Origin of the sequence: Verrucosispora sp. WMMC514, from assembly GCF_027497295.1 — a bacterium.
In the GTDB taxonomy this organism is placed as follows: Bacteria; Actinomycetota; Actinomycetes; order Mycobacteriales; family Micromonosporaceae; genus Micromonospora; species Micromonospora palythoicola.
In genome coordinates, this window is sequence record NZ_CP114906.1 from 4,143,686 (window position 1) to 4,170,465 (window position 26,780).

The window sequence follows — 26,780 nt, forward strand, 5'->3', positions numbered from 1 at the left end:
CTTCCACCAGTGGCACGACGCGCGCTGCCGGAGCGCACCTGTGTGGGTTGTCGACGGCGCGCACCGGCCAGTGAACTGCTGCGGATCGTCGCGATTGGCGACGAGGCTGATGTCAGCCTCCGACCCGATCCGACCCGCACGCTGCCGGGTCGGGGAGCGAACATGCACCCGGATCCGGCCTGCTTCGCGCAGGCAGTGCGGCGTCGTGCCTTCGGGCGCGCGCTGCGTGTCGCCGGGGTTCCGGATGACGGGGCCCTCGCGGAGTACCTGACGCGTCAACCACCACGTCCGGTCACCCGACCGGACGAGGGCCGCTAGCAAGGTAGGACGACCGACATGAGCACACGATGAAGTCCCAGAAATGATCAGGCTTCAAGTGCACGAGTGAGGTCGCTGCGGGTGCTGCCCGCACGACCTCGGAGTGAGGAGTGCAGTGGCAGGTAAGGCCCGCGTACACGAGCTTGCAAAAGAGCTCGGGGTCGAAAGCAAGACCGTACTCGCCAAGCTCAAGGAGATGGGCGAGTTCGTCAAGTCCGCGTCGAGCACCGTCGAGGCGCCTGTCGCCCGACGGCTGCGCAACGCCTTCGTCGCCTCGGGCGGCTCCGGAGCCCCGGCGGCCGCGCCGCCGGCCGCACCGGCTCCGACGGCGGCACCGACCCCGTCGCCGACCCCCGGCGAGCCTCGGGTCACCGCCAAGCCGACGCCGCCACGGCGTCCGGCGGTGCCCGGGCCGAAGCCGAAGGGTCCGGTGCCCGGTCCGCCGCCGCCGGCGGCCCCGGTCGCCAAGCCGGCGAGCGCTCACGACATCGAGGTGGCCGCCGCGGAGGCGCGTGCCGCCGCCCTGAAGGCTGAGCAGGAGGCCGCGGTCAAGGCCGCCCAGGCCGCCCGCCAGCAGCAGCGGGACAACGTTCGCCGGGAGCCCCCGGCCGACGGTGGCGCCCGTCCGGGTCCCCGACCCGGTCCCGGCGCGATGCCGCCCCGCCCGGGTTCCCCGGCCGCGGGTCGTCCCGGTCCCACCAACCCGGGTCCGGGTGGCCGGCAGGGTCGCCCGCCGGCGCGTGGCGCCGGTAACAACCCCTTCGGCATCCAGGGCAGCCAGCAGCAGCGGCCGCCGGCCGCCGGTGCCGGTGGTTCCCGGCCCAGCCCGGCGTCGATGCCGCCGCGGCCGAGCCCGGCCTCGATGCCGCCGCGGCCCAGCCCGGCCTCGATGCCGAGCCAGCGTCCGGGTCGTCCCGGTGGCCCCGGTGCCGGTCGCTCCGGTGGCGGCGCCGGTCGTCCCGGTGGCGGCGGTGGCGGTGGCTACCGCGGCGGTCCGGGTGGCGGCGGTGGCGGTGGCTACCGCGGTGGCCCCGGTGGTGGCGGCGGTGGCGGTGGCTACCGCGGTGGCCCCGGTGGCGGCGGCGCTGGCGGTGGATTCCGCCCGGGTGCGCCGGCCGGCGGCGGCGGTCGCCCCGGCGGCGGTGGTCGTGGCCGTGGCGGCGGAGCCGCTGGTGCCTTCGGGCGTCCGGGCGGCAAGCCCACCCGTGGTCGCAAGTCCAAGAAGCAGCGCAGACAGGAGTTCGACAACCTGTCGGCTCCGACCATGAGCTCGGGTGCCCCCCGAGGTCAGGGGCAGACGGTGCGCCTCTCCCGTGGCGCCTCGCTGTCGGACTTCGCTGACAAGATCAACGCCAACCCGGGTTCGCTGGTCCAGGAGATGTTCAACCTGGGCGAGATGGTCACCGCGACTCAGTCGTGCTCCGACGACACGCTGCTGCTGCTGGGCGAACACCTCGGCTTCAACGTGCAGATCGTCAGCCCGGAGGACGAGGACCGCGAGCTGCTCGCGCAGTTCAACATCGACCTCGACGCCGAGGTCGCGGAGGACCGCCTGGTCAGCCGGGCGCCGGTGGTGACCGTCATGGGTCACGTCGACCACGGTAAGACCAAGCTGCTCGACGCGATCCGCAAGGCGAACGTCGTCGCCGGCGAGGCCGGAGGCATCACCCAGCACATCGGTGCCTACCAGGTCCACGTGCCGCACGAGGGCGAGGACCGCGCGGTGACGTTCATCGACACCCCGGGTCACGAGGCGTTCACCGCCATGCGTGCCCGTGGTGCCCAGGTGACGGACATCGTGATCCTGGTGGTCGCGGCCGACGACGGTGTCATGCCGCAGACCATCGAGGCGTTGAACCACGCCAAGGCGGCCGAGGTGCCGATCGTGGTCGCGGTCAACAAGGTCGACAAGCCGGAGGCGAACCCGGACAAGGTCCGCCAGCAGCTGACCGAGTACGGCCTGGTCGCCGAGGAGTACGGCGGCGAGACCATGTTCGTCAACGTGGCCGCGAAGCCCGGCATCGGCATCGAGGAACTGCTCGAAGCGGTGCTGCTCACCGCCGACGCGTCGTTGGAGCTGACCGCTCCGACCGACGGGCCGGCGCAGGGTGTGGCGATCGAGGCGCACCTGGACAAGGGCCGTGGTGCGGTCGCGACGGTGCTGGTGCAGAAGGGCACCCTGCGGGCGGGCGACTCGATCGTCGCCGGTGGGGCGCACGGCCGGGTCCGGGCGATGCTCGACGAGAACGGCAACCAGGTCACCGAGGCGGGGCCGGCGCGTCCGGTCATGGTCCTCGGTCTGACCGCGGTGCCGGGCGCGGGCGACACCTTCCTCGCCGCGGCGGACGACCGCACGGTGCGGCAGATCGCCGAGCAGCGGCAGGCCCGCCGGCGGGCGGCGGCGTTCGCCAACTCCCGTGGCCGGGCCACCCTCGAGACGCTCATGGAGCAGCTCAAGGAGGGCGAGAAGACCTCGCTCAACCTCATCCTCAAGGGCGACGTCTCCGGTTCGGTGGAGGCCCTGGAGGACGCGCTGTTCAACCTCGACATTCCCGAGGAGGTCCAGCTCAAGGTCCTCGACCGGGGCGTCGGCTCGATCACCGAGAGCAACATCATGCTCGCGAGCGCCTCGTCCGAGCCGGTCACGATCATCGGCTTCAACGTGCGGGCCTCGAACAAGGTCCGCGAGATGGCCGACCGCGAGGGCGTGGAGATCCGGTACTACACCGTCATCTACCAGGCCATCGAGGAGATCGAGGCGGCGCTCAAGGGTCTGCTCAAGCCGGAGTACGAGGAGGTCGAGCTCGGCACCGCGGAGATCCGCGACGTGTTCCGCTCGTCCAAGATCGGCAACATCTCCGGTTGCATCGTCCGGTCGGGTGTCATCCGACGGAACGCGAAGGCGCGCCTGCTGCGCGACGGCACGGTCGTGGCGGACAACCTCACGATCAGCTCGCTCAAGCGGTTCAAGGACGACGCGACGGAGGTCCGGGAGGGCTTCGAGTGCGGTCTGACCCTGGGTGGTTACAACAACGTCCAGGTCGGCGACGTGATCGAGACCTTCGAGATGCGGGAGAAGGTTCGCGCCTGATCCTGCGGTGACGCACTGGTCAAGGGGTTTACGCCGGTCGGCGTAAACCCCTTGATCATGTGGGGTGGGGTGCGGGTAGTGTCCGCAGCGATGTACACCGCAACCGCAGTTTTCGACCTGCTGCTGCCGGGGGACTCCCGGTCGCTGAAGGCCAAGAGGTCGTACGTGCGGCCGATCGTCGCGGCGCTGCGCCGGTTCGACGTGTCGGCCGCCGAGGTAGGGGCGCTCGACCTGCACGGACGAGCGGAGATAGGAGTGGCGGTGGTGGCCGCCGAGGCGGCACATGCCCGCGAGGTGCTCGACTCGTGCGAGCGTCTGGTGGCGGGCCGTCCGGAGGTCGAACTGCTGTCGGTGCGTCGTCGGTTGCACGGCGACGACGACTGAGCCGGTTGGCCGCCGCCCCGCACGCCGGGGCGGACGGCGCGGGTAGGGTTCGAGTGTTGGGGTCGGTGCGGGCTCCGGTGACGCCGGCGTCACCGGAGCCCGGCCGGTAGCGGGACGCCGTGGAGGTGGCGGAGATGACGGATGCGGCCAAGGTACGCCGGCACGCGGAGCGGGTGCGCGAGCTGGTCGCGTCGGTGGTGCGGAGTCAGATCAAGGACCCCCGCCTCGGCATGATCACCATCACCGACGCCCGGATCACCGCCGACCTGCGGGACGCCACGGTCTTCTACACCGTGCTCGGCGACGCGGCGGCCCAGGCGGGGACCGCCGCCGCGCTGGACAGCGCCAAGGGCATGCTGCGCAGCACGGTCGGCAAGGCGCTCGGGCTGCGCCACTCGCCGACGCTGACCTTCGTCCTGGACGACGTCCAGGATCAGGTCAAGCACATCGACGATCTGCTCGCCGCGGCCCGCAACGCCGATGCCGAGGTGCAGCGCCTGGCGGCACGGGCCGAGTACGCCGGTGAGGCGCAGCCGTACCGCCTCGACGAGGACGACAGCGGCACCGAGGACGAGGACGAACCAGACGGAACCGCCGACGAGGCCCGGGGCGGGGACCGGCGGTGACCGCCCCCTCCGGTGGTGCCGTGACCGAGCCGGATCCCGCCGTGCGGCGACAGCCCGGCCCCGGCCGGGTGGGTTCGGCCGGCAGTGGCGCGCCGGCTCCGGCCGTGACGGCCGGCCTGGTCGACCCGGCCGGGTCGAGTTTGTCCGGGCCGACCGAGGCCGACTGGGCCGCCGCGGTGGCGGCGGTCCGCCAGCTGCCGGCCGACGGGCGGGTGCTGCTGATCTGTCACGTCAACCCGGACGGGGACGCGCTGGGCAGCATGCTCGGCTTCGCGCTCGGGCTGCGGCGGCTCGGGGTCCACCGGGTGCAGGCCACCTTCCCCGGTCCGCCGGAGGTGCCCGAGCCGTTGCGCGGCCTGCCCGGGCTGGAACTGTTGGTCCCGGAGGCGGCGGCGGAACCCGAGCCGGACCTGGTCATCTGTTTCGACGCGGCCAGCGAGTCGCGGCTCGGCGAGCTGGCCGGCCGGTTGACCGGGAAGGGCACCGCCCTGGTGCTCGACCATCACGCCTCGAACCGCGGCTTCGGCGACGTGAACCTGGTGGACCCGGCGGCGGCGGCGACCTCCGTGCTCGCCGAGCAGTTGCTGGAGCGGCTCGGTGTGCCGCTGGACGCCGGCATCGCGGAGTGCCTGTACGTGGCGCTGAGCACCGACACCGGGTCGTTCCGGTTCGACGCGACCACCCCGGCGGTGCACGAGATGGCGGCCCGGTTGCTGGCCACCGGGATCCGGCCGGGTGACATCTCGCGACGGGTGTTCGACAGCCGGCCGTTCGGCGCGGTGCGGCTGTTCGGTGAGGTGCTCGGGCGGGCCCGGCTGGAGCCCGAGGAGGCCGGCGGGCAGGGCCTGGTCTGGACCTACGCGACCCTGGACGACCTGGCCCGCCACGAGCAGCGGCCATACGTTCTGGAGGCGCTCATCGATCCGGTGCGCTGCACCGCCGAGGCCGACGTCAGTTGTGTGGTCAAGCAGACCGCGCCGGCCGTGTGGGCGGTCTCCCTGCGCAGCAAGGGCGCGACCGACGTGAGTCGGGTGGCGGTCGCGCTGGGCGGCGGTGGGCACCGGTTGGCCGCCGGTTTCACCGGCCGTGGCACGGTGGACGAGGTCGTGGAGCGGATCCGGACCCAGTTGCGGGCGTACGACCCGGAGAGCGACGCCGACCAGCAGGGGTGATTTCAGGGTCGACTCCGGGGCGTCGAGACTTCGGCACCTGGACAGGGCGGGGAGAATCGGATGATGGAGCAGCCCCACGACCTCACCGTCGACACCCCTCGCACCTGGGAGCGGCCGGTCGTCTGCGTACCGGTGCTTGTCGCCCTCTCCCTGGTGGGTGGCCGCTTCCCGTCCTTCTCGACCGAGGCCAACGTCTATGTGTTCGGTGCTGGCGGGGTGCTGATCTGGCTCGGCCTGACCAAGCGGGTGCAGGCTCGTCCGGCGCCGGAACGGTTGCGGCCCGGTGCGGTCTGGTGGACGCTGCCGGTGGTGGTCTTCGGGATCTTCGAGGGGGTCACCTTCATCGCGGCGGCCGGTGACGACTTTCCCACCTTCTCCCTGCTGGCCGACCCGCTGCTGGAGGACCGCCTGGTCCGGTCCGCGGCCTGGTTGGTCTGGCTGTCGGCGTTCTGGGGACTGGTGCGGCGATGATGCGGGCACTGGCGATCGGCGGGTTCCTGGTCGGGTTGGCGCTGTTCGGGCTGGTCGAGTGGCTGGCCCGGCGGGAGGGCTCGAAGATCCCGACGCTCGGCGAGCTCTGCGGGTACGTCATGCGCTACGAGGTGGGGCCGGTGCCGGTGGGCCGGATCGGCCTGTTCGGCTTCTGGTGGTGGATCGGCTGGCACTTCCTGGCCCGATGACGGTGCGGCAACCTGTCCAGATCGCGGGAACAGTACGCAACATGTGGACCTGAACGATAACTTGGGAAACGGCCGGCGCCGCTTTCGGCGCAGGTCAGGGGCGGAGCCATACCCGGTGCCGCTCGTGCTCCAAGGGTTGACCGACCCGGGCCACCAGGCCGCCCTCCGCCGTTCCGGCGATCCCGGAACCGGTCTCGGGCGACAGTCCCCGCACCGCCCGTGACGCGCCGCCGCGCTCGGTGGCGCGTGCCCTGGAAGGGAGCCCACCATGGCCGCCAAGCCCCAGCCCGAGACCACTGACGAGGCCCGCGAGCAGGCCCGTCGCGCCCTGCAGACCTCCATGGACACCCGTCAGTGACGGTGTCCGACCGGTGGTGACGTCCGGCCGCCGAGGCGTACGACGTCACCACCGGTCCGAACGATCCCTGCGCGCCGCCGTACTGAGGGACGGCGCCACCGCACTGACCCGGGAGAACGTTCACCCCGGTAAGTAGCACCCCAGTTTGCTCCCCTTACATTCCGCGTGCCACCATCGGCGCCGATGAGCCAGTCCACCCTTGCCGCCGATCGGGTCGCGTCGCCGCGCCGAATCGCCGCGCTCGCCCTGCCCGCCCTCGTGGTACTCGCCGCCGAGCCGCTCTACGTGCTCGTCGACACCGCGGTCGTCGGCCATCTGGGCCGGGTGCCGCTCGCGGCGGTGGCCGTCGGTGGCACCGTGATGACCCTCACCGCCTGGCTGGGAACCGTGGTCGCGTACGGCACGACCGGCCGCGCGGCCCGCCGGTACGGTGCCGGCGACCGCGCCGCGGCGGTGGCCGAGGGGGTCCAGGCGTCCTGGTCGGCCCTTGGTGTCGGGCTGGTGGTCGTCGTCGGCATGCAGATCGGCGGCGGTGCCCTGGCGGGTGCGCTGGCCGGCGGTGGTGAGGTGGCGCTCGCCGCCGCCGAGTGGCTGCGCATCGCCGCGTTCGGTGCCCCCGGGCTGCTGCTCGCCGCCGCCGGCAACGGCTGGCTGCGGGGTGTGCAGGACACCCGCCGGCCGCTGCTCTTCGTGGTCGGCCCCAACCTGCTCTCCGCGGTGCTCTGCCCGGTGCTCGTCTATCCGGTGGGCCTGGGGCTGATCGGCTCGGCGGTGGCGAACGTGATCGCGCAGACCCTCTCCGGGGCCCTCTTCGCCGCCGCCCTGGTGGCCGAGCGGGTGGCGCTGCGCCCGCGTCCCCGGGTCATCAGCCAGCAGCTGGTGCTCAGCCGGGACCTGCTGATCCGTGGGGTGGCCTTCCAGGCCAGTTTCCTGTCCGCCACGGCGGTGGCCGCCCGGTTCGGCGCCGCCACGGTGGGCGCCCACCAGATCGCCGTGCAGCTCTGGTTCTTCGCGGCACTGGTGCTCGACGCGCTGGCGATCGCCGCGCAGGCGCTTGTCGGTGCGGCGCTCGGCGGTGGTGACGACGCGACGGCCCGGGCGCTGGCCCGCCGGATCGGCCGGCTGGGCGCGATCTGCGGTACGGGGTTCGCCGTGCTCGCCGCGGCCGGTGCCACCGTGGTGCCCACCTGGTTCACCTCCGATCGCGCGGTCCACGAGCAGGCGCTGGTGGCCTGGCCCTGGTTCGCCGCGATGCTGCCATTGGCCGGGGTGGTGTTCGCCCTCGACGGGGTACTGATCGGCGCGGGTGACATCCGCTATCTGCGCAACCTCACCGTGGCCGGTGCGCTCGGCGGCTTCCTGCCGGCGATCTGGCTGGCGTACGCCCTCGATATGGGTCTCGGTGGCATCTGGGCCGGGCTGATGCTGTTCACCGTGATCCGCCTGATCGGGCTGCTGCTGCGGCTACGCAGCGGTGCCTGGGCGGTCATCGGCGAGGAGCGTCTACCCGCCTGACAAGACCTGGCCGTACAGCGCGTAGAGGACGAGCACCAGGGCCAGGCTCGCCACGAAGGAGACGAGCAACGCGATGATCTTCATGGTGTTGGGGTAACGCTGACGCAGGGGCTGCCGTCGCTGCCAGGCCCACCAGCGGCGCCGGACCGCACCGGCACCGGGCAGCGCGGCGACGCCCTCGGCGAGGCGGGTGCCCAGCGTGCGCCTCGCCGGTGGCGGATTCAGCATCCAGTCCGGCAGCGCGCTGGGCTGCTCGGGCGTACGCAGGCCGACCGAATCGTCGGGCCGGCGCGTGCGATCGGGACCTCGGTCCGTGCTCATCTCGTTCTCCCCGTGTCTGCCGGCGCGGCACTCACCGCCGCCGATGAGCCCATCGTGGCAGGGAGGTCCCAGCGGGAACATCCCGTTTTCGGCGGCCTGTCCGGTGCTCGGCCGGGCGAACGGGTCTGGCAGGCTTGCACGTCGTGAGCACAGACGGCCTGATCGTGGTGGACAAGCCCGGCGGTATGACCTCGCACGACGTGGTCGCCCGGTTGCGTCGGTTGGCTCGGACCCGGCGGGTCGGTCACGGTGGCACGCTCGATCCGATGGCCACCGGCGTCCTGGTGATCGGGGTCGGCCGGGCCACCAGGCTGCTGACGTACGTGATCGGTGCGGACAAGAGCTACGCGGCGACCATCCGGCTGGGCCAGGCCACCGTCACCGATGACGCGGAGGGCGACGTGATCGCCACCACGCCCGCCGGGACGCTCACCGACGAGGCGGTCCGGGGCGCGCTGGCCGGGTTGACCGGGGAGATCGACCAGGTGCCGAGCGCGGTGAGCGCTATCAAGATCAACGGCCAGCGCGCGTACAAGCGGGTCCGTGCGGGGGAGAGCGTCGACCTGCCGGCCCGGCGGGTCACCGTGTCCCGGCTCGACGTGCTGGCGATCCGCCGGGCCTCGCCCGACGTGGTCGACGTCGACATCGACGTGGCCTGCTCGACCGGGACGTACATCCGGGCGATCGCCCGCGACGCGGGTCTGGCCCTCGCCGTCGGCGGCCACCTGACCGCCCTGCGCCGGACCGCCGTGGGCGGGTTCACCGTGGCGGAGGCGGCCACCCTCGACGAGCTGGAGCACCGCGCGCCGGAGGTGGTGGGCCTGCCGCTCGCGGCCGCCGCCGAACGGTTCTTCCCGCGCCGGGACGCCACCGAGGAGGAGGCGAAGGTGCTGTCGCACGGCGGCCCGCTCGACCCGGTCGGCCATACCGGGCCGTACGCCGTGTTCGACCCGGCCGGTGGACTGATCGCTATCGTCAGCGAGCGGGCCGGCCGGGCCCGCGCGGAGATCGTGCTCGCCCCGGCCTGACGCCGGGTACCGGACGGCCGACCGACGGCGGCCGGCGGTGAACGACAGCGGAGGAGCAGCATGCAGCGGTGGCGGGGGTACGACGCGGCGCCCGGTGGCTGGGGACGGTCGGTCGTCACCATCGGCGTCTTCGACGGCGTGCACAAGGGGCACCAGGCGACGATCGGGCACGCCGTGGCCCGCGCCCGTGAACTCGGCGTCAAGTCGGTGGTGCTCACCTTCGACCCGCATCCGGCCGAGGTCGTGCGACCCGGCTCCCACCCGGCGGTGCTGACCGAGCCGCACCGCAAGGCGGAGCTGATCGAGACCCTCGGGGCGGATGTGCTCTGTGTGATGCCGTTCACGCCCGAGGTGTCCCGGTTGTCGGCCGAGGCGTTCGTGCACGACGTGCTTGTCGAGCATTTGCACGCCGCGCTCGTGGTGGTGGGCGACAACTTCCGGTTCGGTCACCGGGCCGCCGGTGACGTGGCACTGCTGGAGCGGCTCGGCCGCACCTTCGGGTTCGCCGTCGAGGCGGCTCCGCTGGTGGCCGAGTCGGGCACGGTCTTCTCCTCGACCTACATCCGCTCCTGCGTCGACGCGGGTGACGTGACCGCGGCGGCGGCGGCGCTGGGTCGGCCGCACCGGCTGGAGGGGGTGGTCGTCCGCGGTGATCAGCGTGGGCGGGAACTCGGCTTCCCGACCGCGAACCTGCTCTGCCACCGACACGCGGCGGTCCCGGCCGACGGCGTCTACGCCGCCCGGATGATCCGTCGAGGGCAGCGGCAGCCGCTCGCCGCCGCCGTGTCGATCGGCACCAACCCGACGTTCTCCGGCCGGGAGCGCCGGGTCGAGGCCTACGCGCTGGACTTCGACGGCGACCTCTACGGCGAGCGGCTGGCACTGGATTTCGTGGCGCATCTGCGTGGCCAGACCCGCTTCGACGCGATCGAGCCGTTGATCGCCCAGATCGCCCAGGACGTCGAGCGGACCCGCCGGGTGCTGGGCTGACCGGTCACCGACCCGCCCGTGGCCCTTGACCGGCCGGCCCGGGCGGGTGCTGGTAGGCTGGCTGGGACGTCGGCTGACCGACGTGGGGCCTCGCCTGCCTGCTCGACGCCGCGGGTGCGAGGACCGTCCGTCACCGGTGCCGTAGCCCGGCCCGACGGACCGCATCGAGACAACCCACCAGAACAGGGAGAACATGGCGCTCGACCAGCAGGCAAAGGCCAAGATCCGCGAGGAGTACGCGACCGCCGAGGGTGACACCGGGTCGCCGGAGGTGCAGGTCGCGGTCCTCACCAAGCGGATCGCCGATCTCACCGAGCACCTGAAGGTGCACAAGCACGACCACCACAGCCGCCGTGGGCTGCTGCTGCTGGTCGGCCGTCGCCGTCGGTTGCTCAACTACGTTCAGAAGAAGGACATCAACCGCTACCGGTCGCTCATCGAGCGACTCGGCCTGCGCCGGTGACGTGACGGGGGAGTGGCCCACCAGGTCACTCCCCCGTCGGCGTCCCAACCGAGAAACGGGCCACGACCACCCAGACAAGGGAGCGTCGGCGTACCGGTCTCCGGTAGTGGCCTCCGGGCACCCCGGCATCCCGCCGGCGGTCCCGGGCGCTTCGATCGAAGACCGGCCGTCCGCACAGCTCCCGCGTCGTGGCCCCCGATGCGAAGGAGCATTGACAGAGCATGACCGAGACCAAACTCGGCACCGAAACCCGCACCGCCGTGATCGACAACGGGTCGTTCGGCACCCGTGAGATCACCTTCTCCACCGGCCGGCTGGCCCGACAGGCCGCCGGGTCCGTCACCGCCCAGCTCGGCGAGACCGTCGTGCTGTCCGCCACCACCGCCGGCAAGCAGCCGAAGGAGCAGTTCGACTTCTTCCCGCTGACCGTCGACGTGGAGGAGCGGATGTACGCCGCGGGCCGCATCCCCGGCTCGTTCTTCCGTCGTGAGGGCCGGCCCAGCGAGGACGCCATCCTCACCTGCCGCCTGATCGACCGGCCGCTGCGCCCGTCGTTCGTCAAGGGCCTGCGCAACGAGGTCCAGGTCGTCGAGACCATCCTCGCGCTCGACCCGCAGCACCCGTACGACGTGGTCGCGATCAACGCCGCGTCGATGTCGACCAAGCTGTCCGGCCTGCCGTTCTCCGGTCCGATCGGGGCCACCCGGATGGCCCACGTGGACGGCCAGTGGGTCGCCTTCCCGACCCACGAGGAGCTGGCCCGGGCCACCTTCGACATGGTGGTTGCCGGCCGGGCCCTGCCCGACGGCGACGTCGCGATCATGATGGTCGAGGCGGAGGCCACCGAGCACACCGTGAAGCTGGTCGCCGGCGGGGCGCCCGCCCCGACCGAGGAGGTCGTGGCCAGCGGTCTGGAGGCCGCCAAGCCCGCCATCCGCGAGCTGTGCCGGGCGCAGAGCGAGCTGGCCGAGGTCGCCGCCAAGCCGGTCGCCGAGTTCCCGGTCTTCCTGGATTACCAGGACGACGCGTACGACGCGGTCGCCGACCTGGCCCGCGCCGACGTCGCCGAGGCCCTGCAGATCGCCGGCAAGGCCGACCGCGAGGAGGCCCTGGACGCGATCAAGCTGCGGGTGCACGAGGAACTCGGCGCCCGCTTCGAGGGCCGGGAGAAGGAGCTCTCCGCCGCGTTCCGGTCGCTGACCAAGTCCGAGGTGCGCAGCCGGGTGCTGCGCGAGCAGGTCCGCATCGACGGCCGGGGTCCGCGCGACATCCGCCCGCTGAGCGCCGAGGTGGGCGTGCTGCCCCGGGTGCACGGCTCGGCGCTGTTCGAGCGCGGCGAGACCCAGATCCTCGGCGTCACCACGCTCAACATGCTGCGCATGGAGCAGGCGCTGGACACCCTCTCCCCGGAGAAGTCCAAGCGCTACATGCACAACTACAACTTCCCGCCGTACTCCACCGGTGAGACCGGTCGGGTCGGCTCGCCGAAGCGCCGCGAGATCGGGCACGGCGCGCTGGCGGAGCGGGCGCTGATCCCGGTGCTGCCCTCGCGGGAGGAGTTCCCGTACGCGATCCGACAGGTCTCCGAGGCCCTCGGCTCCAACGGCTCCACCTCGATGGGCTCGGTCTGCGCCTCGACGCTGGGCCTGCTCAGCGCCGGTGTGCCGCTGAAGGCGCCGGTCGCCGGCATCGCGATGGGCCTCATCTCCGACGAGGTCGACGGCAAGACCCAGTACGTCACGCTCACCGACATCCTCGGTGCCGAGGACGCCTTCGGCGACATGGACTTCAAGGTCGCCGGTACCCGCGACTTCGTCACCGCGTTGCAGCTCGACACCAAGCTCGACGGCATCCCGTCCGACGTGCTGGCCCCCGCCCTCCAGCAGGCCCACGAGGCGCGGCAGACCATCCTCGACGTGATGCAGCGGGCGATCGAGGCACCGGCCGAGATGTCCGACTACGCGCCCCGGGTGACCACGGTCAAGATCCCGGTTGACAAGATCGGCATGGTGATCGGCCCGAAGGGTCAGACCATCAACGCCATCCAGGACGAGACCGGCGCCGAGATCTCCATCGAGGACGACGGCACCATCTACGTCGGCGCGACGAACGGTCCGTCGGCGCAGGCCGCGGTCGAGCGGATCAACGCGATCGCCAACCCGACCCTGCCCAAGGTCGGCGACCGCTTCCTCGGCACGGTGGTGAAGACCGCCCCGTTCGGCGCGTTCGTCTCGCTGCTGCCGGGTCGCGACGGCCTGCTGCACATCTCCAAGGTGGGTGACGGCAAGCGGGTCGAGAAGGTCGAGGACTTCCTCAACGTCGGTGACCGGGTCGAGGTGGAGATCGCCGACATCGACCAGCGCGGCAAGATCTACCTGGACAAGGTCCGCCCGGAGGGCGCCGAGGCGCCGGCCGCCGCAACCGGTGAGGAGCGGCCCGCCAGCCGCGATCGGGGTGGCGACCGGGGTCCGCGTGACCGGGGCGACCGCGACCGCGGTGGCGACCGGGGCGGTCGTGGGCCGGAGCGTGGCGAAGGTGGCGAGGGTGGCGGCGACAACCGTCCCCGACGCCGTACCCGGCACAGCTGACACGTGAACCGCTGACCGGCCGGGCGACACCGTCGCCCGGCCGGTTCGTTCGTCAACTCATCCATCCCCTCGTCGTACTGGAAGCAGGTGGCCGTGAGCCGGACCCGGCATTCGTCTTTCCTCGGGACCCGACCGGGGTCGACGCCGCGCGCCGGCCGGCAGGCCACCCCTACCGCTCGGGCCGCCGGTGGGTCGACCCGGGCGGTGACCCGGACCCTGAGCGACGATCCGCTGGGCGGCACGGTGCGCCGCACGGTGCTGCCCAACGGGCTGCGTGTGCTGACCGAGGCGATCCCGGCCATGCGCAGCGTCTCGTTCGGCATCTGGGTGGCGGTCGGCTCGCGGGACGAGACCGGTCCGCAGGCCGGTGCCGCCCACTTCCTGGAGCACCTGCTGTTCAAGGGCACCCACAAGCGGAACGCGATGGAGATCTCCTCGGCCATCGAGGCCGTGGGCGGCGAGACCAACGCCTTCACCACGAAGGAGTACACCTGCTACTACGCCCGGGTGCTGGACGAGGACCTGCCCCTGGCCATCGACGTCATGTGCGACCTGGTCGCCGACTCGCTGCTGGAGCCGGCCGACGTGGAGACCGAACGCGGCGTGATCCTCGAGGAGATCGCCATGCACGACGACGAGCCCGGCGACGAGGTGCACGACCTGTTCGCCCAGGCCGTCTACGGTGACCACCCGCTGGGCCGGCTGATCTCCGGCACCGCCGACACGGTCACCCCGATGACCCGCCGGCAGATCCAGAGCTTCTACCGGCGGCGCTACGTCGCACCGCAGATCGTCATCGCCGCCGCCGGCAACCTCGACCACACCGCCGTGGTGCGGCTGGTCCGCCAGGCGCTGCGGGGCACTCCGCTGGACACCGATCCGGCGGCGCCCGCGCCGCAGCGGCCGGCCACCCCGGGCGTACGCACCCGGGCCGCCGCCACCGTGGTGGAGGCGAAGGAGACCGAGCAGGCGCACATCGTGCTGGGCTGCCCGGGCATCGATCGGCTCGACGAGCGTCGCTTCGCCCTCGGCGTGCTGAACAACGTGCTCGGTGGGGGCATGTCCAGCCGGCTCTTCCAGGAGATCCGGGAGCGTCGTGGCCTCGCCTACTCCGTCTACTCCTACGCGAGCCAGTACGCCGACAGCGGCCTGTTCGGCGTCTACGCCGGCTGCGCCCCGAGCCGGGTCGACGAGGTGCTGGAGCTGACCCGGGCCGAGTTGGCGCGTACCGCCGCGCACGGCGTCACCGAGGCGGAACTGGCCCGGGGCAAGGGGATGAGCAAGGGTTCGTTCGTGCTCGGCCTGGAGGACACCGGTTCCCGGATGAGCCGGCTGGCCAAGGGCGAGCTGCTCTACGGGGACCTGGTGCCGGTCAACGAGCTGCTCGACCGGGTCGACGCGGTCACCCTCGACGACGTCAACGCCCTCGCCGCGGAACTGCTGGACCGGCCGATGTCCCTCGCCGTCGTCGGCCCGTTCGCCGGCCGGGACTTCAGCGCCTGACCTTTTTCGGCCGAACGGGTGGGCACCACCCTCGGGGTGTCCGCGTCCCGATTGGGATAGGTTGTGCCGCGTGACTGACGAGCAGGAGAAGACCGCCGCCGATTCGATCAGGGTCGGCGTGCTGGGCGCCGGTGGCCGGATGGGTGCCGAGGTGTGCCGGGCCGTCGAGGCGGCCGCCGACATGACACTGGTCGCGACGGTCGACCAGGACGACTGGTTGGCGAACGCCGCGGAGGCCGGCGCGGAGGTGCTCGTCGACTTCACCACTCCCGACGTCGTGCTGGACAACCTGCACTGGTGCATCGACCAGGGGATCCACGCGGTGGTCGGCACCAGCGGCTTCACCGAGCAGCGGATCGAGAAGGTACGCGGCTGGTTGGCCGGCCGGCCCGACGTGGGCGTGGTGATCGCCCCCAACTTCGGTCTCGGCGCGGTGCTGATGATGCAGTTCGCCGCGCGTGCCGCCCGCTGGTTCGAGTCGGTCGAGATCATCGAGCAGCACCATCCGCGCAAGCTCGACGCGCCCAGCGGCACCGCCATGCACACCGCCCGCCTGGTCGCGGCGGCCCGCGCCGAGGCCGGCCTCGGTCCGGCACCGGACGCCACCAAGGACGAGATCGCCGGTGCCCGGGGTGCCGACGTGGACGGGGTCCGGGTGCACGCCGTGCGGGCCACCGGACTGGTCGCCCATCAGGAGGTCCTCTTCGGCGCCACCGGCGAGACCCTGACCATCCGGCACGACTCGTACGACCGGGTCTCGTTCATGCCGGGCGTGCTGCTCGCGGTACGCGCGGTGCGGAACCGCCCGGGCCTGACCCTCGGCCTGGACGACCTGCTCGACTGAGCGCGGCCGAGGCGGGCCGGACGGGACGTTCAGCCGGCCTGGGGTGGGTCGGTGGGAACGGCGACGTGCAGGCGTAGCTGGGGGACCAGCATGTCGTCGACGTCCAGCGCGCGACCCGCGCCGTCGGGCTCCCAGCCGGCGGTGGTGAGGAACTTCCGGGACGCCTGGTCGCCCTCGAACACCCACGCCACCGCCCGGTCGAAGCCGGACTCCCGCCACAGGTCGACGCTGGCGGCGAGCAGCCGGGAGCCGTGCCCGCGCCGGCCCCACCGGGGCTCGACCAGCAGGTCGGTCACCGCCACCACATCGGCGCCGAGCGCGTCGGCCGGTTCGTTCGGGGCCAGCGCCTCGGCGTCGGCCGGACCGGAGGCGGCGAAGCCCACCAGATACGATTGCTCGGCCTGTTCGACGGCGACCAGCACCCGGTGCGTGTCGCTCGGCGGCTGGCGCACCGAGGCGTCCCAGCGTTCGGCCAGCGACGCCTCGTCGAGGCCGTCCAGCACCTCCCGGGGCAGCAGTCGCCGGTAGGCGACCCGCCAGGTGGCGAGCTGGATGCGGGCGATCTCGGCGGCGTCCTCCGGACGCGCCGGGCGGACGTACCCGAGACTCATGGCACGACAGCCTACGCAGGGCGAGGGAGGCGACGGTGGCGCAGGGTGCCAGGCGGACGGTGGGACAGGTCGCCGCGGTCGTCGTCCTCGCCGTCGCGGTGGCCGGGTTCCTGTCCGTGGCGGCCGTCCGGCACGGCTTCTTCGACCTGCAGGTCTACCGGGGTGCCCTGGTCTGGTGGGTGCACGACGGCGGGGAGATCTACGACTACCTCAAGCCCGGCACCCAGTACGGCTTCACCTACCCACCGTTCGCCGCCCTGGTGATGCTGCCGATGGGGTACCTGTCCTGGCACGCCGCGATCGTGGTCAGCGTGGCCGCCGGGGTGCTGACCAGCGCGGTGCTGATCTGGTGGCTGCTGGACCCGGTGTCCCGGCGTGCCGGTTGGACCCGCTGGTTCGCCTTCGCGGTGGCGCTGTGCCTGGTCGCCGCCTTCGAACCGATGCGCGAGACGATCAACTTCGGCCAGGTCAACACGCTGCTGCTCTTCCTGGTGGCCGTGGACCTGCTCCGGCTGCTGCCGGGCGGCAACAGATGGGCGGGGGTCGGCATCGGCCTGGCCACCGCGATCAAACTTACGCCGGGCATCTTCATCGTCTACCTGCTGGTGACCCGACGGTGGCGCGCCGCGGTGACCGCGTCGGGCACCGCGACCGCCGCGACCGTGCTGGCCGCCGCGCTGTTTCCGGACGCCTCCCGGGAGTTCTGGACCAGCGCGCTGTGGAACACCGGACGGGTCGGTGAGCTGGCCTTCGTCTCCAACCAGTCGCTGCGCGGCGTGGTGGCCCGACTCGACCCGGAGAGCCCCAGCACGCTGGCCTGGCTGCTGCTGGTCGCCGCGACGCTGGTGCTCTGGGCGTGGCGGTCCCGGGTCGCGGCGTCCGTCGGCGACGAGGCCACCGGGCTGGCCCTGACCGGCGCGGTGATGTGCCTGGTCAGCCCGGTCACCTGGGTGCATCACCTGGTCTGGCTGCTGCCGGGCCTGCTGCTGCTGGTGGACCGGGGCATGGCCGCACCGCCGGGTGGCCGGCGCCGGGTCCTGCTGGCCTGCGCGGCCGTCGGGTACGCGTTCCTGACCAGCCGGATCGTCTGGGCGTGGGAGGAGGACTCCGCCGGCCTCGACGGTTTCCTGTTCGGCAACACCTACGTCTGGATCAGCCTGGCGCTGCTGGCCTTCCTGCCGGTACGCCGGGTCGCGCCCCGGTCGCCGTCGGCCTCAGCCACCGTCGAGCCGGCCGGTGTAGCGCAGTTCGACAAGCTCGATCGCCGGTCGTCCGCCGGACAACGGCACCGGATAGGTCGACCGCTCACCGTCCGGTGACAGTCCGGCCCGCTCGTAGAACCGGCGGGCCCGGTCGTTGGCCGCCAGCACCCACAGCCGGTACTCCGCCCAGCCGGACTCACGCAGGCCCGACCGGGCCGCCGCGAACAGGGCCCGAGCGGTGCCGTCACCCCAGTTCTCGGGCGTGACGTAGAGGCTCACCACCTCGCCGTACGTCGGGTCGAGGTCGCCGCGATCCTGGTTGTTGCGGTACGGCCCGAAGGTGGTGAAGCCGACGAGCGTGCCGTGCTCCTCGGCCAGCAGGGTGGTGAAGGGGTGGTCCGGATCGGCGGTGCCGAGGGCCCGCCGGCGTTGCGCCCAGGCGACCGGGTTGAGCCGGTTGAGCACCTCGTCCGGCATGATCCCGGCGTAGCCGGCCTGCCAGCCGTGCACGTGCACCCGGGCCACCGCCTCGGCGTCGTCGGGCTGCTCACGGCGGATGCAGGGCATGGGACTAGTTCTAGGCCGTCAGGGTGGGCAGGTCCAGTGTCCGCACCGATGTCGTACTCCTGCCGTAGCCTGCCTGCGATGGCCGCTCCGGAATCGCTCTCGCTCGCCCAGGCCCGCCGCGTCGCGTTGGCCGCACAGGGCTTCGCCGATCCGGCGCCCACCGGGGCGCCCACCCGCCGGCACCTGCGTCGGGTGCTCGACCGGATCGGGTTGATCCAGATGGATTCGGTGAACGTCCTGCAACGGGCGCACTACCTGCCGCTCTACAGCCGGCTCGGGCCCTATCCCACCACCCTGCTCGACGCCGCCGCCTACCGCCGCCCCCGCGACCTGTTCGAGTACTGGGGCCACGAGGCGTCGTTGGTGCCGGTCGCCCTGCATCCGGCGCTGCGGTGGCGGATGGCGCGGGCGCACGCCGACGCCTGGGGCGGGATGCGTCGCATCGCCGCCGAGCAGCCCGCCCTGGTCGCCTGGGTACGCGACGAGGTGGCCGCCCGGGGGCCGCTCACCGTGGCCGAGATCGAGCACGACGCACCCCGCCAGACCGGCAACTGGGGGTGGAACTGGTCGGCGGTGAAGCAGGCCCTGGAGTACCTCTTCTGGGCCGGCGAGGTGTGCGCGGCACAGCGCACCACCTCGTTCGCCCGCCGCTACGACCTGCCCGAACGGGTGCTGCCGGCGCAGGTGCTGGACACGCCCACGCCGAGCGACGCCGAGGCGTACCGCACCCTGGTGAGCATCGCGGCCCGGTCGCTCGGGGTGGCCGCGGAGCCGGAGCTGCGCGACTACTTCCGGCTGCCGGTGGCCGGTGCCCGGCAGGCCATCGCCGAGCTGGTCGAGGCGGGGGAGTTGCGACCGGTCACGGTGCAGGGCTGGCGGCAGCCGGCCTGGTTGCACGCCGAGGCCCGGCTACCCCGCTGGGTACGCGGCAACGGTCTGGTGAGCCCCTTCGACCCGCTGGTCTGGGAGCGCGCCCGCACCGAGCGACTGTTCGGCTTCAGCTACCGCATCGAGATCTACGTGCCCGCACCGCAACGCGTGCACGGCTACTACGTGCTGCCGTTCCGTCAGGGCGAGCGCCTCACCGCCCGGGTCGACCTGAAGGCGGACCGCAAGGCCGGGGCGCTGCTGGTGCCGGCAGCCTGGGTGGAGCCGGGCGTCGACCCGGGGGAGACGGCGATCGCCCTGGCCGCCGAGCTGTACCGCCTGGCCGGCTGGCTCGGCCTGGACGCGGTGGCTCCGCCCGCCGCCGGTGACCTCGCGGCGCCGCTGGCCGCCGCGCTGGTGGGCGTGGCCGGTGTACGGTGAGGTCCGTGACGAGCGTTGACCGACCGGACGCCCAGCCGCGGCCCGACCTGCACGGCGAGCAGGCCCATGGTGGCCCGGACGCCGGCCACCCGTCCGGTGGGCCGGCGGGTGCGGCGCCGCAGGGCGACTGGCCGGCTGGCTACCCGGCCGGTTATCCGGTGGTCGAGTCCGACCGGCTCACTCGGTTCGTGCAACGGGCGCACGCCCGCACACCGCGCTGGGTGGCGCCGTTGGCCGCCGTCGGCTGTGTCGCCGCCGGCATCGGGTACACGCTGATCAGCGATCCCACCCGTTCCGCGCCCGACGCCCTGCCGACCTGCCTGCTCAAGCTGACCACCGGGCTGGACTGCCCAGGGTGCGGCGGCACCCGCGCCCTCTGGTACGTGCTGCACGCCGATCTGCCGGCCGCCGCCCGGCACCATTTCCTCTTCGTCTTCGCGCTCCCCTTCCTGGCGTACCTCTTCGTCGCCTGGGCCGGTCGGCAGGCGTTCGGTTGGCGGCTGCCCGAGCTGCGCATCGGCCCGAAGCTGATCGGCGGCTTCCTCGCCGCCTGGCTGGCCTTCTCGGTGGTCCGCAACCTGCCCTGGCCCCCGTTCACCGCCCTCTACGTCTAGCGGCCCGGACCGGCGTTTTCTGGTCGTCGGTGGGTCTCGGCTACAGTCCCAGGAATGCCGGAGATGGTGCAGCCCCAGGTCAAGCTGATCGCGTGGACACACTTCGATCCACCGGAGGACGTGCCCTGGTCGACCGACGCCGACGGCGGGCAGGCGCTCGCGGAGTTCGCCGGGCGGGCCTGCTACCAGAGCTGGAAGAAGCCGAATCCGGCCACCGCCACGAACGCCGGCTACCTGGCGCACATCCTGGAGGTCGGGCACCTTTCGGTGCTGGAGCACGGCTCGGTGAGCTTCTACTTCACCGGCGTGTCCCGATCGTTCACCCATGAACTGATCCGGCACCGGCACTTCTCGTACTCCCAGTTGTCGCAGCGGTACGTGCCGGAGCGGGACGCCGCCATGGTGGAGCCGACGGTGATCGCCGAGGACCCGGAGCTGCACAAGCGCTTCGTGGCGGCGGCCGAGGCCAGTGTGCGCGCCTACAACGATCTGCTGGAGGGGCTGGAGCGCCGCTTCGCCGACGTGACGAACCCGACCCTGCGGCGCAAGCAGGCCCGCCAGGCGGCCCGCGCGGTGCTGCCGAACGCCACCGAGACCCGCATCGTGGTGACCGGCAACTACCGGGCCTGGCGGCATTTCATCGGCATGCGCGCCACCGAGCACGCCGACGTGGAGATCCGTGAGCTGGCGGTGGAGTGCCTGCGACAGTTGCAGCGGGTCGCGCCGAACGTCTTCGCCGACTTCACCATCTCGACGCTGCCCGACGGCACGGAGGTGGCGCAGAGCCCGCACGCCCAGGCGTCCTGACCCGGCGGGAGACCGCCCGCCCGGGGGTGGTGCGCCCTTCCCCGGTGGCCGGCCGTCGGCCGTCCGATAGGTTGTCACCATGACGCACGACCACCTCGACGCTCCGGTCCGAACGGTCTCCCGTCCGTTCGGCCGGGTGCTCACGGCCATGGTGACCCCGTTCACCGCCGACGGGGCGCTCGACCTCGACGGCGCGGCGCGGCTGGCGGATCATCTGGTCACCGAGCAGGGCAACGACGCGTTGGTGGTCAACGGCACCACCGGCGAGTCGCCGACCACCACCGACGCCGAGAAGGAACGGCTGATCCGGGCCGTGGTGGAGGCCGTCGGCGACCGGGCCCGGGTGGTGGCCGGGGTCGGCACCAACGACACCCGGCACACCATCGAGCTGGCGACCTCGGCGGAGAAGGCCGGCGCGCACGGGCTGCTGGTGGTCACGCCGTACTACAACAAGCCGCCACAGACCGGCCTGCTACGCCACTTCACGGCGGTGGCCGACGCCACCGGCCTGCCGGTGATGCTCTACGACATCCCGCACCGCTCCGGTGTGGCGATCGAGACCGAGACCCTGGTCCAGCTGGCCGAGCACGGTCGGATCGTCGCGGTCAAGGACGCCAAGGGCGACCTGACGGCGACGAGCTGGGTGACCAGCCGGGCGGAGCTCGCGTACTACAGCGGCGAGGACTCGCTCACCCTGCCCGCCCTGGCCGTCGGCTGCGTCGGCGTGGTGGGCACCTCCACGCACTTCACGGGCGCCGAGACCAAGCGGATGATCGAGGCGTTCGACACGGGGGACACGGGAACCGCACTGGCGCTGCACCGCCGCCTGCTACCGCTGTTCACCGGGATCTTCCGTACCCAGGGCGTGATCCTGGTCAAGGCCGGCCTGACGGTGCAGGGCCTGCCGGGCGGGCCGGTCCGACCACCGTTGGTGGACGCCACCGACGGCGAGATCGCCCAGCTGCGCGCTGACTGCGCGGCGGCGGGCCTGCCGCTCCCTGAATGATCAAACGATACGACGGCCGTCGGGTGACGGCGTCGCAGAATGAGGTGAACGCGTGACCGAGGCGCACAACGAGGAGGCCCAACTTCCACCGCCGCTGCCGGAGGGCGGACTGCGGATCATTCCGCTCGGCGGGCTCGGCGCCATCGGCCGGAACATGACCGTCTTCGAGTACGACGGCAAGCTGCTGGTCGTCGACTGCGGCGTGCTCTTCCCGGACGTGGAACAGCCCGGTGTCGACCTGATCCTGCCGGACTTCGGACCGATCCTCGATCGGCTCGGCGACATCCAGGCGATCGTGCTGACGCACGGTCACGAGGATCACATCGGCGCGGTGCCCTACCTGCTCGCCCACAAGCCCGACATCCCACTGGTCGGCTCGCAGTTCACCCTGGCGCTGGTGGAGGCGAAGCTGGCCGAGCGGCGCATCCAGCCGTACACGCTCACGGTGCGGGAGGGCGGTCGGGAGCGGCTGGGTCCGTTCGAGTGCGAGTTCTTCGCCGTGAACCACTCGATTCCCGACGCGCTCGCGGTGGCCATCCGGACCCCGGCCGGGCTGGTGCTACACACCGGCGACTTCAAGATGGACCAGCTGCCGCTGGACGGCCGCATCACCGACCTGGCGGGCTTCGCCCGGCTCGGCGCGGAGGGCGTGGACCTGCTGCTGTCGGACTCGACGAACGCGGAGATCCCGGGCTTCGTCACGCCCGAGCGGGAGATCGGTCCGGTCCTCGACTCGATCTTCGCGAAGGCCCGGGGTCGGATCATCGTGGCCTCGTTCGCCTCCCACGTGCACCGGGTGCAGCAGGTCTTCGACTCGGCCGCCGAGCACGGTCGCAAGGTCGCCCTGATCGGCCGGTCGATGGTCCGCAACATGGGCATCGCCCGGGATCTCGGCCTGCTGAACATTCCGCCCGGCCTGGTCGTCGGTCTCGACGAGGCGACCTCGATGCCGCCCGAGCAGATCGTGCTGATGTCCACCGGTTCGCAGGGTGAGCCGATGAGCGCCCTGGGTCGGATGGCCAGCGGCGACCACCGGCACATCACCATCGCGCCCGGTGACACCGTGGTGCTCGCCTCGTCGCTGGTACCGGGGAACGAGACCTCCGTCTACCGGGTGATCAACCGGCTGGCCCGGGCCGGTGCGGTGGTGGTGCACAAGGACGTGGCGAAGGTGCACGTCTCCGGACACGCCCCGGCCGGGGAACTGCTCTACCTGCTCAACGTGGTCCGGCCCAGCAACCTGATGCCGGTGCACGGCGAGTGGCGGCACCTGCGGGCCCATGCCCGGCTGGGCATCGAGTCCGGCGTGGCGGCGGACCGGGTGGTGCTCTGCGAGGACGGCGACGTGGTCGACCTGGTGGAGGGGCGGGCCAGCCTGGTGGGTCGCGTCAAGAGCCGGTACGTCTACGTCGACGGCCTGGCCGTCGGCGACGTCAGCGAGTCACTGCTGACCGAGCGGCGCATCCTCGGTGACGGTGGCTTCATCGCCGCCACCGTCGTGGTGGACTCGGTCACCGGCAAGGTGGTCGCCGGTCCGACCGTCTCGGCCAAGGGCTTCTCCGAGGACCCGGCAGCGTTCAACGCGGTGATCCCGCTGGTGACCGAGGCGCTCAACCGGGCCGCCGCGGACGGGATCACCGACCCGCACCAGCTTCAGCAGATCGTCCGGCGCACCGTGGGTCGCTGGGTCAACGACGCCTACCGTCGTCGCCCGATGATCGTCCCTACCGTGGTCGAGGTCTGAACACCGGGCGTACCGGACCGACTCCGATGGGCCACCACACCCGCCGGGTGGTGGCCCATCGGCGTCAGTAGATCGGTTTGTCGCCGTGCGAGTTCAACCGTTCGAGCGGTTTGCCCGTACTCCGAGCCGGCAGGCGTGACCGCGCCGGCCGGGAGGAGCGTGGCGGATGGACCGCAGACGATTGACAGCCATCGGTGTCGTGGTGGCGGCCGTGGGCGCGGCGGCGGCCGTCGCCCTGCCGTCGTTCGCCGGTGACGGCGGCGCGCCGGTCGGCGCACCGACCAGCGGGGCGGTGGCGGGCGCCGACCCGGACGTGGTCGAGGCGATGCGTCGGGACCTGCGGCTGAACGACTCGCAGGTGGCTGCCCGACTGAAGACCGAACGCTGGGCCGCCGCGGTGGTCGACCAGCTCCGGACGGACCTCGGCGCGACCTACGGCGGCAGCTGGCTCAGCGCCGACGGCAGCGAACTCAACGTGGCGGTCGCCGACGCGGCCCAGGCGCAGCGGGTCCGGGCCGCCGGTGCGGTGCCGAAGGTGGTCGAGCGTGGGGTCGGCCAGCTCGACACCCTCAAGAGCCGGATGGACCGTACCGCCGCCCGGGCCCGGCAGGTCTCCGGCTGGTACGTCGACGTCGCCTCGAACAGCGTGGTGGTGCTCGCCGAGCCGGGCGCCGAGGCCGCCGGGTGGCGTTTCGTGGCCCGCGCCGGCGTGCCGCGAACCGCGGTGCGGATGGCCACCGAGGAGCAGCCACGGCTCTTCGCCGACGTACGCGGCGGCGAGCCCTACTTCATCGGTAGCGGCCGTTGCTCGGTCGGCTTCGCGGTGGTCGGCGGCTTCGTCACCGCTGGCCACTGCGGGCGGGTCGGTGCCCGCACCACCGGTGCCGACCGGGCACCGCAGGGCGTCTTCCGGGCCTCGTCGTTCCCCGGTGACGACTGGGCCTTCGTGCAGGTCAACAACGACACCAGGGTGCTGCCGGAGGTGACCGACTTCCGCGGCGGGGTGGCCCGGGTGGCCGGTTCGCAGGAGGTGCCGGTGGGCTCGTCGATCTGCCGCTCCGGCTCCACCACGGGCGTGCGGTGCGGCATGGTGCAGGCCCGTAACGCCACGGTCCGCTATCCGGAAGGGCTGGTGGGCGGCCTGGTGCGGACCAACGTCTGCGCCGAGCCCGGTGACTCCGGCGGCTCGTGGATCTCGGGCAACCAGGCGCAGGGGGTGACCTCCGGCGGTTCCGGCGACTGCGTCCGCGGCGGCACCACCTTCTACCAGCCGGTCAACGAGATCCTCCAGCGCAACAACCTGACCCTGCTCACCACGCAGAACTTCCGCGCCCTGAGCGGCCGGCGCTGATCGGCCGATCCCGGTCGGGTGCGGTTGCGCGCCCGACCGGGTGGGATCAGGGCAGGGCGGTGACCGCCGCCGCGTACGCGACGCCGGTGCGGATCGCCGCGTCGACGAGCACCGCGACCTGATCCGGGGCGACACCGTACGCCAGATCGGTGGTCACCTCGCCGGCCAGCACCAGTTCACCGTCGCCCGGATCGTGCGCGTACGCCTTGGGCAGCAGCCGGTCCCGGTTCCAGGCGTTGCAGAAGGCGTACGCCTCGGTGCGCCGGTCCGCCGCCAGCCGGCGCCCGGCCACCACCCGGGCGTGCAGGATGTCCTGGCGCGTCCCGGCCCGCCGGAAGTGGATCACCGCGTCGCCCCAGCGTCCCAGCACCGTGCCGGCGGGGTCGACGGTGTAGTCGTCACCCCGCCGGTCCAGCGCCTCGGTGATCATGGTCACGGTCAACGCGCCGATCTCGTCCATGGCCATCCCGGCGGTAGGACCGAGCGGCGCCGTCCGGCCGTCGGGTCCGCCGTCCGGCCCGAACTCGTCGTCGGACTCGAACTCCTCCTCGGCGGGCAGCGGTACCGCCGGGGTGAGTGGCCGCTCGGCCAGCCAGGACGCCATCCGACCGGACTGGTGCCCGGTCCCGTTGCGGGCGTCGAAGCTGCCGGCCAGCGTGGTCGCGACGGCGAGCAGTTCGGCGCCGAGCTGAGTCGCCGTGATCTCGGCGGCCGGTCGCCCACGGTACGCCGGCCGGCGTACCGTCCGGCCGGCGTCCGCCTCGCCCGCCAGGCCGCAGACCAGCGCGGCCGCCGCGGCGAACTCCATCACGGACAGGTCCTCGTGCGGTTCGTCCAGTCGGGGCAGCTGCTCGACGACGATCTCCATCCCGCGGTCGAGGTATCCACCGAGTGCACAGAAACGCAGGTGGGTGGCGAGGTGGCCGAATCCGTCGGGCTCCGCCCGGTGCCGCCGGTACGCCCGCACGTGCGCGTGGCCCGCCTGCTCCGGCCGGCCGGCCCGCAGCCAGGGCAGCAGCGCCGCGGTCAGGGCCGCCTCCGGCTGGGCGGTGCAGCCGGCCGGCGCGTCGAGCAGCGGATCGAGCACGTCGAGCGCCGTCGTCCAGTCGCCCCAGCCGGTCAGTAGTCGCGCCTGTCGTACCGGCAGGCAGTCGGGGCACCCGGCGGCCGGGTCGGGTGTCGCGACCCGCCACCGGGCCAGCCAGCGTCGGGCGGCAGGCTCGTCGCCCACGTGGTCGGCGACCCGGCACCTCAGCTGCGCCACCAGCGCCGGGTTCGCCTCGCCACCTGCGACGGCGAGCCCTTCCAGCACGCCGTACGCCTGGTCCAGGCCGATGCGAGGGGTGCCGAGCAGCGCCTCGACGGCGTACCGCCGGTAGCGGCGCAGCGTGTCGTCGTCCGTCTCCGCCGCGCGCAGGCACCGTTGCACGGGCTCGAACAGCCGCCACCGCTCGCCGCCGCGCAGGTGCGTCTCGACCAGCTCGCACCAGGCGTTCAGCGCCGTGTGCCGATCACCGTCCGCCTCGGCGAGGGCGGCGACCCGTGCCAACTCGCCGACGCGCAGTTCGCCGTCGGGCATGTCGCGGGCGTCGGCGAGGGCGTCGGCGATTCGCTGATCGGCGCGTACGCCGTCGGCCGGCCCGGCGGTGCCTCGCGTCCGGCTGCGGCTCCGGCGGGCGCCGGGGACCG

The 26,780-nt window shown here is 72.6% G+C and carries 24 protein-coding genes and 1 pseudogene; 21 read left to right on the forward strand and 4 right to left on the reverse strand.

Annotated elements, in window-relative coordinates:
* The first annotated feature begins 9 nt into the window (after window positions 1-9).
* The 8 genes and pseudogenes from O7597_RS19345 to O7597_RS19380 all read left to right on the forward strand — a co-directional run bounded on the left by O7597_RS19345 (window position 10) and on the right by O7597_RS19380 (window position 8,144).
* Window positions 10-340, forward strand: a pseudogene (locus O7597_RS19345) (YlxR family protein).
* Between the two features lie 93 nt (window positions 341-433).
* On the forward strand, window positions 434-3,409 hold the full coding sequence (infB, locus tag O7597_RS19350) for a translation initiation factor IF-2 (protein WP_281580331.1): 2,976 nt from the start codon (window positions 434-436) through the stop codon (window positions 3,407-3,409).
* A gap of 90 nt (window positions 3,410-3,499) precedes the next feature.
* On the forward strand, window positions 3,500-3,793 hold the full coding sequence (locus O7597_RS19355) for a DUF503 domain-containing protein (RefSeq protein WP_269742615.1): 294 nt from the start codon (window positions 3,500-3,502) through the stop codon (window positions 3,791-3,793).
* A 134-nt stretch (window positions 3,794-3,927) separates the two neighbouring features.
* Window positions 3,928-4,419 (forward strand): 30S ribosome-binding factor RbfA, encoded by a 492-nt coding sequence (rbfA, locus tag O7597_RS19360; protein WP_281580332.1) that lies wholly within the window; start codon window positions 3,928-3,930, stop codon window positions 4,417-4,419.
* A gap of 116 nt (window positions 4,420-4,535) precedes the next feature.
* Window positions 4,536-5,591 (forward strand): bifunctional oligoribonuclease/PAP phosphatase NrnA, encoded by a 1,056-nt coding sequence (locus O7597_RS19365; protein ID WP_281583278.1) that lies wholly within the window; start codon window positions 4,536-4,538, stop codon window positions 5,589-5,591.
* 63 nt (window positions 5,592-5,654) lie between these two features.
* Window positions 5,655-6,062: a hypothetical protein gene (locus O7597_RS19370; RefSeq protein WP_164445986.1), complete on the forward strand. Its 408-nt coding sequence runs from the start codon at window positions 5,655-5,657 to the stop codon at window positions 6,060-6,062.
* Entirely contained in the window at window positions 6,062-6,271 is a 210-nt protein-coding gene (locus O7597_RS19375; protein ID WP_199172386.1) for a DUF6186 family protein, read from the forward strand. The genes O7597_RS19370 and O7597_RS19375 overlap by 1 nt, the downstream gene beginning before the upstream one ends.
* Window positions 6,272-6,812: 541 nt before the next feature.
* A complete protein-coding gene (locus tag O7597_RS19380) occupies window positions 6,813-8,144 on the forward strand; it encodes an MATE family efflux transporter (RefSeq protein WP_281580333.1) in 1,332 nt (443 codons plus the stop codon).
* On the opposite strand, the gene O7597_RS19385 is transcribed toward O7597_RS19380, so the two are convergent.
* Window positions 8,133-8,465, reverse strand: a complete 333-nt coding sequence (locus O7597_RS19385; RefSeq protein ID WP_281580334.1) for a hypothetical protein — start codon at window positions 8,463-8,465, stop codon at window positions 8,133-8,135. The genes O7597_RS19380 and O7597_RS19385 overlap by 12 nt on opposite strands.
* A gap of 143 nt (window positions 8,466-8,608) precedes the next feature.
* On the opposite strand from O7597_RS19385, the gene truB reads away from it, so the two are divergent.
* From truB to dapB, 6 genes are all read left to right on the forward strand, one after another.
* Window positions 8,609-9,493 (forward strand): tRNA pseudouridine(55) synthase TruB, encoded by an 885-nt coding sequence (gene truB / locus O7597_RS19390; RefSeq protein WP_281580335.1) that lies wholly within the window; start codon window positions 8,609-8,611, stop codon window positions 9,491-9,493.
* Window positions 9,494-9,553: 60 nt separating this feature from the next.
* Window positions 9,554-10,483, forward strand: coding sequence for a bifunctional riboflavin kinase/FAD synthetase (locus tag O7597_RS19395; protein WP_269739326.1), 930 nt, complete (start codon window positions 9,554-9,556; stop codon window positions 10,481-10,483).
* A 193-nt stretch (window positions 10,484-10,676) separates the two neighbouring features.
* Window positions 10,677-10,946, forward strand: coding sequence for a 30S ribosomal protein S15 (gene rpsO, locus O7597_RS19400; RefSeq protein ID WP_013732184.1), 270 nt, complete (start codon window positions 10,677-10,679; stop codon window positions 10,944-10,946).
* A 221-nt stretch (window positions 10,947-11,167) separates the two neighbouring features.
* Complete coding sequence (locus tag O7597_RS19405; protein WP_281580336.1) at window positions 11,168-13,534, forward strand: polyribonucleotide nucleotidyltransferase; 2,367 nt, start codon at window positions 11,168-11,170, stop codon at window positions 13,532-13,534.
* A 204-nt stretch (window positions 13,535-13,738) separates the two neighbouring features.
* A complete protein-coding gene (locus tag O7597_RS19410) occupies window positions 13,739-15,037 on the forward strand; it encodes a pitrilysin family protein (protein WP_269739324.1) in 1,299 nt (432 codons plus the stop codon).
* A gap of 70 nt (window positions 15,038-15,107) precedes the next feature.
* A complete protein-coding gene (gene dapB, locus O7597_RS19415) occupies window positions 15,108-15,881 on the forward strand; it encodes a 4-hydroxy-tetrahydrodipicolinate reductase (RefSeq protein ID WP_281580337.1) in 774 nt (257 codons plus the stop codon).
* Window positions 15,882-15,910: 29 nt separating this feature from the next.
* On the opposite strand, the gene O7597_RS19420 is transcribed toward dapB, so the two are convergent.
* The gene (locus tag O7597_RS19420) at window positions 15,911-16,492 is read right to left on the reverse strand and encodes a GNAT family N-acetyltransferase (RefSeq protein ID WP_281580338.1); all 582 of its coding nucleotides are present in this window, start codon (window positions 16,490-16,492) and stop codon (window positions 15,911-15,913) included.
* Between the two features lie 35 nt (window positions 16,493-16,527).
* Here O7597_RS19420 and O7597_RS19425 point away from each other — a divergent pair, with 35 nt between their 5' ends.
* Complete coding sequence (locus O7597_RS19425) at window positions 16,528-17,811, forward strand: glycosyltransferase family 87 protein (RefSeq protein WP_281580339.1); 1,284 nt, start codon at window positions 16,528-16,530, stop codon at window positions 17,809-17,811.
* Here O7597_RS19425 and O7597_RS19430 read toward each other — a convergent pair.
* Window positions 17,707-18,261 carry a GNAT family N-acetyltransferase gene (locus O7597_RS19430; protein ID WP_281580340.1) on the reverse strand — a complete coding sequence of 185 codons (555 nt, stop codon included), beginning with the start codon at window positions 18,259-18,261 and terminating at the stop codon, window positions 17,707-17,709. The two genes, O7597_RS19425 and O7597_RS19430, sit on opposite strands and share 105 nt — an antisense overlap.
* A gap of 78 nt (window positions 18,262-18,339) precedes the next feature.
* Here O7597_RS19430 and O7597_RS19435 point away from each other — a divergent pair, with 78 nt between their 5' ends.
* The 6 genes from O7597_RS19435 to O7597_RS19460 all read left to right on the forward strand — a co-directional run bounded on the left by O7597_RS19435 (window position 18,340) and on the right by O7597_RS19460 (window position 25,091).
* Complete coding sequence (locus O7597_RS19435) at window positions 18,340-19,569, forward strand: crosslink repair DNA glycosylase YcaQ family protein (RefSeq protein WP_269739319.1); 1,230 nt, start codon at window positions 18,340-18,342, stop codon at window positions 19,567-19,569.
* A gap of 47 nt (window positions 19,570-19,616) precedes the next feature.
* The gene (locus O7597_RS19440; protein WP_281583279.1) at window positions 19,617-20,183 is read left to right on the forward strand and encodes a DUF2752 domain-containing protein; all 567 of its coding nucleotides are present in this window, start codon (window positions 19,617-19,619) and stop codon (window positions 20,181-20,183) included.
* 63 nt (window positions 20,184-20,246) lie between these two features.
* The gene (gene thyX / locus O7597_RS19445; protein ID WP_269742612.1) at window positions 20,247-20,990 is read left to right on the forward strand and encodes an FAD-dependent thymidylate synthase; all 744 of its coding nucleotides are present in this window, start codon (window positions 20,247-20,249) and stop codon (window positions 20,988-20,990) included.
* Window positions 20,991-21,069: 79 nt separating this feature from the next.
* Entirely contained in the window at window positions 21,070-21,996 is a 927-nt protein-coding gene (gene dapA, locus O7597_RS19450; protein WP_269739318.1) for a 4-hydroxy-tetrahydrodipicolinate synthase, read from the forward strand.
* 52 nt (window positions 21,997-22,048) lie between these two features.
* Window positions 22,049-23,740 carry a ribonuclease J gene (locus O7597_RS19455; RefSeq protein ID WP_269739317.1) on the forward strand — a complete coding sequence of 564 codons (1,692 nt, stop codon included), beginning with the start codon at window positions 22,049-22,051 and terminating at the stop codon, window positions 23,738-23,740.
* 166 nt (window positions 23,741-23,906) lie between these two features.
* A complete protein-coding gene (locus O7597_RS19460; RefSeq protein WP_281580341.1) occupies window positions 23,907-25,091 on the forward strand; it encodes a S1 family peptidase in 1,185 nt (394 codons plus the stop codon).
* Window positions 25,092-25,137: 46 nt separating this feature from the next.
* Here O7597_RS19460 and O7597_RS19465 read toward each other — a convergent pair whose 3' ends face one another.
* Window positions 25,138-26,670, reverse strand: a complete 1,533-nt coding sequence (locus O7597_RS19465) for a YbjN domain-containing protein (protein WP_281583280.1) — start codon at window positions 26,668-26,670, stop codon at window positions 25,138-25,140.
* Window positions 26,671-26,780: the final 110 nt, after the last annotated feature.